Annotated in this window: 11 protein-coding genes; 5 read left to right on the top strand and 6 right to left on the bottom strand. The window is 39.9% G+C overall.

Annotated features, from left to right (window positions below):
* Positions 1-37 precede the first annotated feature (37 nt).
* On the bottom strand, positions 38-1,264 hold the full coding sequence (locus PSH41_RS04730) for a sensor domain-containing phosphodiesterase (RefSeq protein ID WP_273588183.1): 1,227 nt from the start codon (positions 1,262-1,264) through the stop codon (positions 38-40).
* Positions 1,265-1,339: 75 nt separating this feature from the next.
* On the bottom strand, positions 1,340-2,350 hold the full coding sequence (locus PSH41_RS04725; protein WP_054982430.1) for a GlxA family transcriptional regulator: 1,011 nt from the start codon (positions 2,348-2,350) through the stop codon (positions 1,340-1,342).
* A gap of 124 nt (positions 2,351-2,474) precedes the next feature.
* On the opposite strand from PSH41_RS04725, the gene PSH41_RS04720 reads away from it, so the two are divergent.
* Together PSH41_RS04720 and PSH41_RS04715 are read left to right on the top strand one after the other, a co-directional pair.
* On the top strand, positions 2,475-4,382 hold the full coding sequence (locus tag PSH41_RS04720; protein ID WP_273588184.1) for a beta-ketoacyl synthase: 1,908 nt from the start codon (positions 2,475-2,477) through the stop codon (positions 4,380-4,382).
* Positions 4,383-4,714: 332 nt separating this feature from the next.
* Positions 4,715-5,740, top strand: a complete 1,026-nt coding sequence (locus PSH41_RS04715; protein WP_064385484.1) for an energy transducer TonB — start codon at positions 4,715-4,717, stop codon at positions 5,738-5,740.
* Positions 5,741-5,803: 63 nt separating this feature from the next.
* Here the strand turns inward: PSH41_RS04715 and PSH41_RS04710 are convergent, their stop codons facing one another.
* Positions 5,804-6,988 (bottom strand): DUF1624 domain-containing protein, encoded by a 1,185-nt coding sequence (locus tag PSH41_RS04710; protein WP_273588393.1) that lies wholly within the window; start codon positions 6,986-6,988, stop codon positions 5,804-5,806.
* A gap of 169 nt (positions 6,989-7,157) precedes the next feature.
* Complete coding sequence (locus tag PSH41_RS04705; RefSeq protein ID WP_004587826.1) at positions 7,158-7,574, bottom strand: MgtC/SapB family protein; 417 nt, start codon at positions 7,572-7,574, stop codon at positions 7,158-7,160.
* 228 nt (positions 7,575-7,802) lie between these two features.
* Here PSH41_RS04705 and PSH41_RS04700 point away from each other — a divergent pair, with 228 nt between their 5' ends.
* Both PSH41_RS04700 and PSH41_RS04695 read left to right on the top strand, forming a co-directional pair.
* The gene (locus PSH41_RS04700) at positions 7,803-9,296 is read left to right on the top strand and encodes a BCCT family transporter (protein WP_273588185.1); all 1,494 of its coding nucleotides are present in this window, start codon (positions 7,803-7,805) and stop codon (positions 9,294-9,296) included.
* A 158-nt stretch (positions 9,297-9,454) separates the two neighbouring features.
* Positions 9,455-9,829, top strand: coding sequence for a hypothetical protein (locus tag PSH41_RS04695; RefSeq protein ID WP_273588186.1), 375 nt, complete (start codon positions 9,455-9,457; stop codon positions 9,827-9,829).
* Here PSH41_RS04695 and fghA read toward each other — a convergent pair.
* Both fghA and PSH41_RS04685 read right to left on the bottom strand, forming a co-directional pair.
* Positions 9,783-10,625, bottom strand: a complete 843-nt coding sequence (gene fghA, locus PSH41_RS04690) for an S-formylglutathione hydrolase (RefSeq protein WP_273588187.1) — start codon at positions 10,623-10,625, stop codon at positions 9,783-9,785. The two genes, PSH41_RS04695 and fghA, sit on opposite strands and share 47 nt — an antisense overlap.
* 68 nt (positions 10,626-10,693) lie before the next feature.
* Positions 10,694-11,815: an S-(hydroxymethyl)glutathione dehydrogenase/class III alcohol dehydrogenase gene (locus PSH41_RS04685; protein WP_004587830.1), complete on the bottom strand. Its 1,122-nt coding sequence runs from the start codon at positions 11,813-11,815 to the stop codon at positions 10,694-10,696.
* 131 nt (positions 11,816-11,946) lie between these two features.
* Between PSH41_RS04685 and PSH41_RS04680 the strand changes: the two genes are divergently transcribed.
* Complete coding sequence (locus PSH41_RS04680) at positions 11,947-12,816, top strand: LysR family transcriptional regulator (RefSeq protein ID WP_171036143.1); 870 nt, start codon at positions 11,947-11,949, stop codon at positions 12,814-12,816.
* Positions 12,817-12,828: the final 12 nt, after the last annotated feature.

The raw sequence follows: 12,828 nt of genomic DNA, 5'->3' as shown, positions 1-12,828 counted from the left end.
CCACTAATTTAGTGGCGTTATTATATGAGTGTATTAGCTAAAGCGTGACTGCTTGGTACTCTATTGCCTCGTTAATAGGCGCAGGGCGACCAATAAAGTAGCCTTGGACGTTATCTACTTTTAGCTGCCTCAATGTGAGAAGCTCTTCTTTATTTTCGATGCCTTCAGCTACAATCGTACAATTAATTGCTTTTGCAAAACCACATAATGCTTTTGCGAGTAAAAACTTTCTTTGGTCATTATTTATATTTTCAGTCAGGCTTATATCAAGTTTTATAATATCGGCTTCTAGCTCCAGTATGTGCTGAAAAGACGAAAACCCAGCACCTACATCGTCAATAGCTAATTTTACGCCTTTATTTCTCAGTGGCTCAAGTGCCGCGCGCATAGCTTGGTAATCTAAAATAGGCGAGTGCTCTGTGACTTCTAATATAATGCGGGTGCAATCAACATTTTGTAATACATTATTAATTGAGCCCGATAATATATGTGCAGGGGATGTATTTATAGTCACGTAGGCATGTGGGGCAAGTTCATCCATACAATGTAGGGTGTTTTGTATAGCAAGAATTTCCAGTGCTTCACCTAGCCCTAAGTTGTCGGCATCTTTAAACCATACATCGGGGGTTTTGTAAGGTTGAGTAAAAAAGCGTGAAAGCGATTCATAACCCGATAGCCGATTCGTCGCTAGGTTAAAAATTGGCTGAAAATAAATAGTGATGGCATTTGTTTTTATAATATTTTCTATGAGTATTTTTGTCTCATTACTTATGGTGTCTGATTGTGATCTTTGTTCAATGAGCTCGGTAGCAAGCTCTGAAATTAGTTTTAAAAAAGCCAGATCTCTATCATTTAAGTTGTCATCAAATGTGGTTTTATAACAGCAAAAGGTACCGTACGTTTTGCCTGATGCTAAAACAATCGGCACACCTATGTAAGCGCCTATATTTAACTTTTTGGTGACCGGCATAGTCTTAGTAATAGGGTGTTTATGTGTGTTAGGAATTATTGGTTCAAGGTCGTTGTCTGAAATTTTTTTACAGTAAGTCTCACAAATAGGATCTGAATTACCTACTGATACGCAGTGGTTATCGGTATGATTATCGACCACCTTAAAAACCCGATCTGTTTGTGTAAATTCTGATATAAACGCCACATCCATTTTAAGATGTTTGCGCACAAGCGAAAGTAACCTTAATAACTTTTCGTCCACTGAGCCATTATTTTGTTGTTCAAAAAGGTGCTGTTTTATTTCATCGCTCATACAATAACCTAGCTAGGATTTTAGCTAATAGTGTAATTTATATAAGGAAAAAAGCCACTTAATTGCAGCTTTGTATTAGCCAAATAGTTTTCTTCGTACTACTTTTCTGTACTCGCTTGGCGTTTGGCTAAGCACTTTTTTAAACACGCGGGTTAAATGTCCTTGGTCGTTATAGCCGACCTCAAGTGCTACTTCTTGAATCGTTAAATTAGATGAAGCTAATAACTCTTTAGCGCCTTCTACCCGTAATTGTTGCCAATACTCTATAGGGCTTTGATTAGTCGCAAGCTTAAAGCGGCGGGTAAATGTACGGTAGCTCAAACTAAATTGGGCGGCTACTTCTTGTAAGTTTAACTCGCTGGCTAAATTAGTTTTAAGCCAAAACTGAATTTGCGCTATGAGTTCATCTGGATGGCGGTCAACTGCGCCTTCAAGGTAGCGCTGATCTTCGTATGGTTTACGTACTTCGTGCGAAAAGTTACGCTCTACATGTTGCGCAGCGGCTTTGCCATAGTATTGGCTAATAATATGAACGATCACATCGGCAAGGGCATTTAAACTTGCCACCGTATACATTCGCTCAGACTGGGTGATAAAAAAGTCGGGCTTTAAGCGCACTAATGGGTAGTCGTGGCTAAATTGTTTGGCGTAATGCCAATGGGTTGTTGCAGGGTGCCCATCAAGTAAGCCTGCCTCTGCAACTAAGCAATTACCCGTGCCTACACCAATTATATGACTGCCGGTTTCAAAGCTTTCTTGTAGCCATTCCACCACTTCTTTATTAGTACGTACTACAGGGCGAGGGTTTCGCCAAATGCCGGGTACAATAATTAAGTCGTTGTAGGGCGCGTTGTGTGTGGTGCAGTCGGGGACTATGGCAAGCCCAGTACGGTTTTGTATTGGCTCATTATTTTTAGCAATTAAATTTATACTAAGCGGTCTAAAATCCGTGTGGCTTAAATGGCCTTTTGCATAAGCCTCACCCGCTCTTAGCATTTCAATAGGCAGTGTTAAACTGGTAATAAGTAAATGTGGGTACACCGCTATGGCAATATTTAACGCTGGATTTACTGATTTTTTATGCATGTGAATGCTCCGACCAGTACTTTTTGGCCTTTAATGCTGAATATTTGGCTATTAAAGCACAAAGCGCTGTGGTTAATCCAATTAAACTGTTTGCTTCTCCTATAACACGTTTTAAAGGTTAATTATGACAGCATTACCCGTAATAGTAGGCATGGGTGGTATAAACGCCGCGGGCCGTACTTCTTTTCATCAAGGTTACCGCCGTATCGTGTTAGACGCATTAAACGCACAAGCTCGTAGTGAAACATTTTTAGGCCTCGCCACATTAATGAACTTAGTACGCGTTGTTGATGGTCAATTACAAGACACAAACGGTAATAATGTTGAGCAAAGCGACATAGAAGCACGCTTTGGTGAGCAAATTATTGCTGGCACACTTATTCGTAAAATTGAAAAAGAGCACTTTGATGCAGATGCCACGCCTTGGCAGCAAAAGATGACGTTAAAGTCCTCTGATGAAAACGCAATTGTGTTTGAAACGCGCGCACGCGATTTACCAACCCCAGTGCCTGCCAGTTGGAAAGTACAAGAGCTTGAAGGCAAAAAAGTAAAAGTGACTATAGCGGCAGAGCTAGATGTAAAATTAGATTCTACCCGTGATAACCCAATTAAATCGGCAGGTCAGTTTCCTACCGGGTTTGATCCATCAATAATGTATAACAGCCGTTACCAGCCACGTGGTTTGCAAGCCACTATATTTGCAGCAAACGATGCTATTAAGTCAACTGGTCTTGATTGGCAACGCATAATGAATAGCGTAGAGCCAGATAAAATTGGTACTTATTCAGCCTCGGTTATTGGCCAAATGGACGACAAAGGATTAGGCGGTTTAGTTAAAGCACGCCAGCAGGGCGATCGTGTTAGTACAAAGCAATTAGCACTTGGCTTAAACACGATGTCGACTGATTTTATAAACGCCTACGTTACAGGTAATGTAGGTACTACGTTTTCTACCTCGGGTGCATGTGCCACATTTTTATATAACTTACGCGCTGCAGTAAACGATATTCAAGCAGGGCGCACACGTGTTGCGGTGGTAGCAAGTGTTGAATGCGCTATTACTCCCGAAGTAGTAGAAGGCTTTGGTAATATGAGCGCCCTTGCCAATGTTGAAGGTCTGCGCCGTTTAGATAATTTAAGCAGTGAACAAGAGCCAAATTACCGTAAAAGTAGCCGCCCATTTGGCGAAAACTGTGGTTTTACATTAGGTGAAGGCGCACAAGTCACTATTTTAATGGATGATGCATTAGCACTTGAACTAGGTGCAGACATTATGGGTTCAGTACCGGATGTATTTGTAAATGCCGATGGCATTAAAAAATCGATCACTTCACCGGGACCGGGTAATTACATTACCATGGCTAAATCTGCGGCATTGGCAACAAGCTTATTAGGTAAAGACGCACTACAAAAACGCAGCTTTATTTTAGCGCATGGTTCTAGCACGCCGCAAAATAGAGTAACAGAGTCACTTATTTACCATAAAGTGGCACAAACGTTTGCCATTGATAGCTGGAAAGTGACGGCGCCAAAAGCTTATGTAGGGCATACAATTGCCCCCGCCAGTGGCGATCAGCTCGCTATTGCGCTGGGTGTATTTAGCCATAATATTATGCCGGGTATTACTACCATAGATAAAGTTGCCGACGATGTTTATGCAGATCACTTAGATATACGTAACAGTCATTACGACTGTGGCGACATGGACATAGCCTTTATAAACTCAAAAGGTTTTGGCGGTAATAACGCCACAGCGACTGTACTAAGCGCTAAAGTAACACTACAAATGCTTGCTAAGCGCCATGGCGAAAAAGCGATGAGTGATTACGCTGATAAAAACACATCCGTTGTTGCTGCGCAAAATACCTATAAAGCGCAAGCTGACCTTGGAAAGTACGAATTAGTATATCGTTTTGGTGATGGCGCGATTGACGATAACGACATTGTAATTGGCGAAGACGGAATAGAGCTTCCTGGTTTTGATAAAGCAATTTCGTTTAATACAACCAACTCCTATCAAGATATGTTTTAAGCACACATACTTGAATCCAAAGGCGCTGTTTAAGGCGCCTTTTTTTATACCTATGTTTTTTATAAAAGCCATGATAATACCAATCCGTAATACTCAATCATTTTGCGCGGCTAAACATGTCGCTATAAGCGTTAAAACTCTCAATTAGATTAATTAAATAGCCAACTTTTTTCCTAGCTACAAACACGTTTTTCCAGCCTCATAATAGCTCACTTAATGAAGCGGATTGGTATAAAGTTGATTAAAAAATGACGTGTTTTTTATGGATTAACTTGCATTTATGGAGTACCTTTGTTTTTATAATAGAAACATAATCTAGGATGGATATATCGATGAAAAAACTTTTACTAGCACTTTCTCTCGCTTCAACCTTTACTCACTTATCAGTATCAGCAGATGATTTTGTAGCTGCTGAAATTATTAATAAAAATTACGACCAGCTTACTAATACCTCGCCGCGTGCATCGAGGTTAGAAGGGATTAATTTAAGTAGCTACGTGGTTGATGAAAACGGCCAGGTGAGTGATATCGAAATTGTGGCTTCGCTTGGTCAAAAAAAATATCAACGAGAAGTTCTCGATTATGTTTCTAAGCTTAATTATAAAAGTGCACAGATAAATGGCAGTGCCGTGCCTACGGCGAAAACTATTACGGTAAGCTCGCAAAATGTACATGCTAGTTTTTCTAACGATCAGGCATCCCCGGCGTTTTTTGACGATTATGAGAAAGCCAGCCAGCTTATTGATGATAAAAAGTACGATGAAGCTAAAACGTATATTACTGAGCTTGAAAACGAACACACTAAAAACACAGTCGAAATAGTTTTACTGGCTTGGCTTAAAAGCCAACATAGCTACTTTGTGCAAGATTGGAAAAGCTTTGATAAGTCTATTTATGAAGCCTTTTTGTTTAGAGATAACTTACCGGATCAAATAAAAAAACGCGTTATTAAAAATGCCTTACAATGGTTTATTTCAAAACAAGACTACGTACGTGCTTACGATGCAATTGATGCATTAGGCGATATTGAATCAATAACGTTTAGCGAGGAAAATAGAGCGCAATTACTTGCACAAGTGAATGACATTTATAAAAATTCTGGCGCTATAAATCAGCAAATAACGCTTGAGTCTGAAAAAGCGGTTTTACCTTTACTTTCTAAAGGTACGGTTGAACTTAGTGCGAGTAAACCGTTATCTAAAGTACAACTTCGCTGTGAAAACAAAGTCGTTGATTATAATACCAACGAGATTGATAAAATATTAATTTCAAAAAATGATATTCGTTGTGGGCTATTAATTAAAAGTGCACAGGCGCAAACGGTTACTTTAAAACAAACTGGTGAAAGCTTTTTATAAAAAGTATTATTATTGGTAATAAACACTTAAATAAAAACCCCACATTATTATGTGGGGTTTTTGTTATATATATTTAGCAATTAGGGTGTGCTTATTATTGCGCTTCCAGCCTAAATAGCGTTTTGCAAGTAAAGTGGTTAAGCCTATAACCACAGCTATAAATAACAAAGTTGCGCCATAACTCATACCGTAACCCGGTGGAAGGCCTACTAATGTGTCGCCGTAAGTCATATCGCTAAAACTAAGCCCTAAAACAGGGATAAGCAACCAAGCGACAGCGTGCAATAAATACAAATGTGCAAGGTATGAGAACATACTGGTTTTACCAAGCACTTGTAAAAAGTTGCGAGAAAAGTCGGCTTTAACATGGCTTAAAAGTTTAAGCGCAATTAGACCAAGGCCTACGGTTAGCAACATAAATTGTAATGACAGTGGGTATTTAGTCGGGTTTAAAAACGACATAACAGTATTAATAGTATTGGTATGAATAGTAAATACTGAAGTGTCGCCGTATAAATTAAAACCGCGCAGCACAGTGTATAAAGCAAGGCAGCTTGCACCTAATATAGCTGCATAATTCATCACCTGAGCTTTGTACTGGTGTTTTTTATAATATACCCCCGCGCAGTAGGCTAAAGCCACTAAACCTACAATGGGCGCGACTGGATAAGTTGTTCTCATTTTTATGCCCAAAGGTAATTCCAGTACATTTTTTTGATGTGCAATAGACCAAAGTGTATGTGTAAACGTATTTGGCTCAAAGCTTACGCCATCAAATAGGTTATGGCCAAACACCAACAATAAAGCACTTATTAGTACGCCGTAAATGCCTAATAAACGTAATAAGCCTAATATGACAAATCCCCAGCCTATCGCCCAAATGACCTGTGCGTATAACATTGGAAAAGCGGGGTTAAAGCTCCATGACCAGGAAACAATGGTAAATTCAAAAATGATTAGCACCAACCCACGGACAATTAAATTGTAAGAAAATACCTTAGTTGAAGCGTATTTATGCTCGGTAACAGCTGCTGAAAGGCCTGCTAAAAAAACAAATAAAGGGGCACAAAAGTGCGAAATAAAGCGGGTGAAAAAAGTAACAGGGCTGGTACCCGGAACCGTCATAGGATCGGTTACTGAGTAATTAAGACAATAATACATACCATGGTCAATCACCATAAATATAATGATAATGCCACGCAATAAATCAATATGATGCAACCGAGGGGCTGTAGAGTGAGACGACATCATTAAGCTCAAATACGTTGTATAAATTTGGCGATATTATATGTTATATAGTATCGTCATGCGAGCTTGAGCGCTTTTAAGCGCCTTGATTTATTACATTAATTTAGGTTGCAGTAGTTACTCACAATTTATCTTCTTTTTAGTAATTACATAATGGTACACCTTAGCATTACTTAAACTTTTTAATGTACCTCAGTGTTATAAAATTAATGATAGCTAATAAAATAGCAATTTCGTAACGGCTGTAGGCAACCGCTATACCAATTAAACCCATATTCCATATGCTTGCTGCTGTTGCGGTACCCGATGTAGATTTATTATTTTTTAAAATTGCACCACCGCCAATAAAGCCTATGCCGGTAATAATCCCTTGTAGCATTTTAGATTGCGCTTCTGCACCTTCTAGCACTGACATAGCAATTACCGCATAGCCACATGAGGCAACTGCCACAAGCGGAAAAGTCCTTAACCCTGCACCATGGTGGCTTCGCTCCCTGTCGTAAGCCATAGGCAGGGCGAGTATGTAGGCAATGCCAAGGTGTACTAAATTATCGATGATTTCGTTCCACTGTAAATCAATTTCCATAATGGTCTCTATTGGTTAAAGGTGTAAACTAATAGCAACCTATAGGCCAGCTTATTTTATTATATAAATTCAATGTGTTAAATCTAAATGTGAGATGCATTCATTAATTAATTGGTAACATTTACATAGTTAATTTACGCTTTTACAGATAAACGCTGCCTATTCGTTTAATTAATTACCCAAAGTGCGTATTATTTTATTATTAAACATAAATAAACAGTATTTCACTTGCCTTTACATACAACCAAGCTTGAAAAAACAGCGTTATTACTTTGCCTTACTCTTTGTGCTATTGCATTTTTGGCGCCTCAATTACTCACCAATCATTTGCAACCGCTTATAAATAACGCTTTAAGTTTTTTAGGGGCGCCGTTTTTTTTATTAGTAAATTTTTTATTACTTGCAGTTATCGTTATTGCCATAAGCCCGCTTGGTAGGCGAAAAGTAGGCGGTGACAATGCCCATATTGAATTTGGCTTATTTGGTTGGCTTTCTATGCTTTTTGCCGCAGGGATGGGGTCGGGTTTAATTTTTTGGGGAGTTGCAGAGCCTGCGTTGAATGTAGTCAACTCTCCTTTAAAACATACACTTTACCCTGACAAAGTAAGTAGTGCTTTAGCGCTGACGTTGGTTAACTGGGGGGCGCATGCGTGGGCTCTTTATGCAGTATTTGGGCTTGTGTTAGGTGGCTTAACAAAAAACAGTCATTGCAGTGGTGATATTAGCGCACCGGTAATCAGTGCATTAAAAGGCGCAATAAATATAAAATACCAAAACAGGCTTACCTTTATTGTTAAATTAGTGGCCGTGTTCGCCATTTTTTTTGGTGTGGTTGGGACAATTGCAAACTCTACGTTATTGCTACGCAAGGGAATTGAAATAAACCTAGGGATAGAGTCCGCGCTTGTATCTGGTTTTATCATAATCAGCTTAATTGTATTGCTGTATACAATATCGGCTAAGCTTGGGCTTAAAAAAGGTATTCAAACGCTGAGTAAGTTTAATGTTTGGTTAGCTTTTTTACTTTTATTGTGGCTGCTTTTGTTAATGCCCATACAGCCTATAATGGCTATTGCCATTGAGGGCACAAGGGATTACCTACGGCTTATTTTTACAGGGGCATGGCAATTACAAAGCCAACTTAATAACCCCGAGTGGGCAAATGGCTGGACCTACAATTATTATTTTTGGTGGTTAGCGTGGGGACCTTTTGTTGGCGTGTTTTTAGCTAAAATTAGCCAAGGCCGGCCAGTGTGGCAATATATATTGGGCGTAGTTTTGCTACCTACGCTTGTGACTATTGTGTGGTTTAGTGTGTTTTCGGGCTCAGCTATCGCATGGGATAAAACCTACCATGCCGGTATTTTAGATGCCATTAAAGCCGACTATACTCAAGGGCTATTTATATTTTTTCAGCAGTTAGGCTGGCAAGGCGCCGTACTTATTTGGTCAAGCTTGTTACTGTTACTTATTTTTGTGGTTACCTCAGCCGATTCGGCCATATTAGTAATACGTGATCTAACAAATAGCAAAAAGGCAAAAGCATGGAGTATTTATGGTTGGTCACTCGCGCTTGGGCTTTGTGCCTTTATATTACTGGTACAAAATAATGAGCCACTAAACAGAACCATTGCTATTATTGGCGCTTTACCGTTTTTAGTTATTTTTATTTTGCAGCTGGTGGGCTTTATAAAAGAGTGTATAAGTGAATTTAAGTATTAGGGCTTAAACCTATTTTATTAATAAAATGATGATGCACTGTATTAAATTGTACGCTTAGGCCGTTCAAAATTAAGTATATAGAACAGGTATACATATTTTTACAATACTATTTTTAAAGATGTTTATAATTTAGGTAATGTTTTTGATCAGGATGAGTCATGAGAGCGCTAACTTTATGTTTATGTGTTATTTACCTAAGTGGCTGCACAGTCGCTGGTGTTATAATTGATGGGCAGGCACAGTCAAATGCACGCGCCAATAAATATAGTAATAGCCCAGCTCGCTCTGAGCCTTATAAAAATCCACTCGAACCTCTACCGAAAGACAAAAACGGGTTTAGTTTTACCGATATAGGGTTAAAAATAGATTCATTGCTGATCAATTTAGTAAAAGGTGAGGGCAATACGGTACAAGTGTGTAGGCAAGTGAGTAAAGTATTGAAAGAGTGTGTAGAAGTAGATAAATCTGATCTACACACTAATGAGATTACGCAGTTAAAAACTGACTATGAAATGATAAGTGTTGATCAATAAAGCTGCTTATAAAAAAGTAACTATGATCATAACCAGCTTGCATTTCAATGCTAAGCGGATAGCCTTTATTTTTAGCAACAGCCGCTAAATTTTGTGGCTTAAGTTGCTCCTCTAAAAACCCATCGGCTTCGCCCTGCGTAACAAGCATAGGGAGAAAATCAGCCTGCTGCGCTTTTTTAATCAATTCGCACGAATCGTATTGAGCCCAGAGCTCTTTGTCAGTGCCTAAGTAACCCGTAAATGCTTTCACGCCCCATGGGCAGTCAATTGGGTTAACAATAGGGCTAAAGGCCGAAGCGCTAACAAACGCTTTAGGGTTTTTAAGTGCCATCATTAAAGCGCCGTGCCCGCCCATAGAGTGACCGCTAATTGCTTTAGTACTGGTTACTGGGAAGTGTTGCTCAATAAGCATAGGTAGTTCATCAACTACATAGTCATACATATTAAAATGTGTATTGAACGGTGCTTGTGTTGCGTTTACGTAAAAGCCTGCGCCTTGGCCAAAGTCGTAGTTATCGTCATCAGGGACATTATCACCACGTGGGCTTGTATCAGGCGCTACAATTGCAATACCCAGCTCAGCCGCTTTTTTAAATGCGCCGGCTTTTTGCATAAAGTTTTCGTCTGTACAGGTTAAACCCGATAGCCAATAAAGCACTGGCACTTTATTTGTTTCGCTTGCGCCAGGGGGTAAAAATACCGCAAAACGCATTGTGCAATGGGTACTTGTTGCAGTGTGGGTGTACTGTTTGTGCCATCCACCTGCTACTTTTGTACTTGAGATATTTTCTAACATAAAAATCCTTAAAAGCCGCAAACAATTAAGTATTACGGCTTTTTAATACATAGGTTATCAATAGCGTATTAGTAGTGAATTACTGTACGAATACTTTTACCTTCGTGCATTAAATCAAACGCATCGTTAATTTCTTCAAGGCTCATGGTATGCGTAATAAAGTCGTTAAGGGCAAATTCGCCAGCCATGTAACGCTCAACTATTTCAGGTAATTGTGAACGGCCTTTAACGCCACCAAATGCGCTACCACGCCATACACGCCCTGTTACTAGTTGGAATGGACGGGTTGAAATTTCTTGGCCAGCACCGGCTACACCAATAATTACCGACTCACCCCAACCTTTATGACAACACTCAAGTGCTGAGCGCATTACATCAACGTTACCAATACACTCAAACGAGTAATCAACACCGCCATCGGTCATATCAACAATCACTTCTTGGATAGGCTTGTCGAAGTCTTTAGGGTTTACTAAATCTGTTGCGCCAAGTTTTGTTGCAAGGTCAAATTTGCTGGTATTAATATCAACACCAATAATGCGACCCGCGCCTGCCATTTTTGCACCAATAATAGCCGATAAACCAATGCCACCTAAGCCAAAAATAGCCACGGTATCGCCAGGTTTTACGTTTGCAGTGTTTGTTACCGCGCCCATACCTGTGGTTACGCCACAGCCTAATAAACAAATTTCTTCAAGCGATGCTTCTTTGTTTACTTTTGCGAGTGAAATTTCTGGAAGTACTGTGTACTCAGAAAAAGTAGACGTACCCATGTAGTGATAAATTGGTTGGCCGTCTTTAAAAAAGCGTGTAGTGCCATCTGGCATTAGGCCTTTACCTTGTGTTTCGCGCACTGCTGAACACAGGTTAGTTTTGCCTGAAGTACACATTTTACATACGCCACATTCAGCGGTGTAAAGTGGAATAACGTGATCGCCTACTTCAACACTGGTTACGCCTTCGCCCACTGCATACACAACGCCTGCACCTTCGTGGCCTAAAATTGCTGGGAAAATACCTTCAGGATCTTCACCTGATAAAGTAAATGCATCAGTGTGACAAACACCAGTAGCGGTAATTTTTACCATTACTTCGCCTTTTTTAGGCATCATCACATCAACTTCTTCAACGCTTAACGGTTGGTTTGGACCCCACGCAATAGCTGCTTTTGATTTTATAAATTCAGACATGTGTTTATCCTTTGTAGTGGTTTTAAATAACAATTGTAGACCCAATTTGTTTGGGTGATGGCTCTATTGTATTTGTTTCTCAAATAATGATAATCTCTGATTTATTAAAACACTTTTACAGTATGGTAATAATGGCGCGTTGGGATGGCATAGACGAATTTATAGCAGTGGGTGAAGAGGGTAGTTTTACAGCAGCGGCTAATGTACTGGGGTTGTCGGTTGCCCATATAAGTCGCCATGTAACGGCGCTGGAGCAGCGTTTAAATACCCAGTTACTCACCCGTACCACCCGCAAAGTGGTATTAACCAAAGAAGGTGAAGCCTTTTTACATCAAACTAAGCAATTACAACATGCTATGGACGATGCCACGCAAAGTTTAGCAACGCAGCAAACAACGCCTAAAGGTAAAATTAAATTAACAGCACCAGTTATGTATGGTGAAACTTTTATTATGCCCATTGTGCACAATTTTATGCACGCTCATCCTGAGGTCGAAGTTATTGCTACGCTTTCTAACGAGCAAGAAAATTTACTCGAAGGCGGGTTTGATTTAGCCATTCGGTTAGGGCATTTAAAAGATTCAAGCCACAGAGCACGGCGTTTAAGTGCTAGGCGCTTTATAATGTGTGCCTCCCCAGATTATTTATCCCGAGTAGGTGAGCCTCATACCCTAGGCGAGCTAAACCAACATCAATGTTTAATTGGTAACAGCAGTTACTGGCGAGTAAACGAAAACGGCCGCGATAAACACATTAAAATTGCAGGACGCTTGCGCTGTAATAGTGGCTGGGCATTAGTTGATGGTGCAAAAAAAGGCTTAGGAATAGTGCAGCTGCCAAATTATTACATTGAAAATGAGCTACGAACGGGCGAGCTTGTGCCAGTATTAACTTCTTATCAGCCAGCTCAAGAAGGCGTGTGGGGAATTTACCCACCGCGCCAGTATGTTGCCACTAACGTAAGAGTATTACTTGATTATTTAGTGGCTGGGCTTGAATAAAGCGCGCTTAAA

This window comes from Pseudoalteromonas sp. CST2, assembly GCF_028599385.1.
Lineage (GTDB): Bacteria > Pseudomonadota > Gammaproteobacteria > Enterobacterales > Alteromonadaceae > Pseudoalteromonas > Pseudoalteromonas atlantica.
Note: the sequence above shows the minus strand (reverse complement) of the source record. Positions and strands in the feature narration are given on the sequence as shown.

Excerpts from the sequence above, each read along its gene's own strand:
- PSH41_RS04730 (WP_273588183.1), bottom strand. The coding sequence starts at position 1,264 with ATGAGCGATGAAATAAAACAGCACCTTTTTGAACAACAAAATAATGGC.
- PSH41_RS04725 (WP_054982430.1), bottom strand. The coding sequence starts at position 2,350 with ATGCATAAAAAATCAGTAAATCCAGCGTTAAATATTGCCATAGCGGTG.
- PSH41_RS04720 (WP_273588184.1), top strand. The coding sequence starts at position 2,475 with ATGACAGCATTACCCGTAATAGTAGGCATGGGTGGTATAAACGCCGCG.
- PSH41_RS04715 (WP_064385484.1), top strand. The coding sequence starts at position 4,715 with ATGAAAAAACTTTTACTAGCACTTTCTCTCGCTTCAACCTTTACTCAC.
- PSH41_RS04710 (WP_273588393.1), bottom strand. The coding sequence starts at position 6,988 with ATGTCGTCTCACTCTACAGCCCCTCGGTTGCATCATATTGATTTATTG.
- PSH41_RS04705 (WP_004587826.1), bottom strand. The coding sequence starts at position 7,574 with ATGGAAATTGATTTACAGTGGAACGAAATCATCGATAATTTAGTACAC.
- PSH41_RS04695 (WP_273588186.1), top strand. The coding sequence starts at position 9,455 with ATGAGAGCGCTAACTTTATGTTTATGTGTTATTTACCTAAGTGGCTGC.
- fghA (WP_273588187.1), bottom strand. The coding sequence starts at position 10,625 with ATGTTAGAAAATATCTCAAGTACAAAAGTAGCAGGTGGATGGCACAAA.
- PSH41_RS04685 (WP_004587830.1), bottom strand. The coding sequence starts at position 11,815 with ATGTCTGAATTTATAAAATCAAAAGCAGCTATTGCGTGGGGTCCAAAC.
- PSH41_RS04680 (WP_171036143.1), top strand. The coding sequence starts at position 11,947 with ATGGCGCGTTGGGATGGCATAGACGAATTTATAGCAGTGGGTGAAGAG.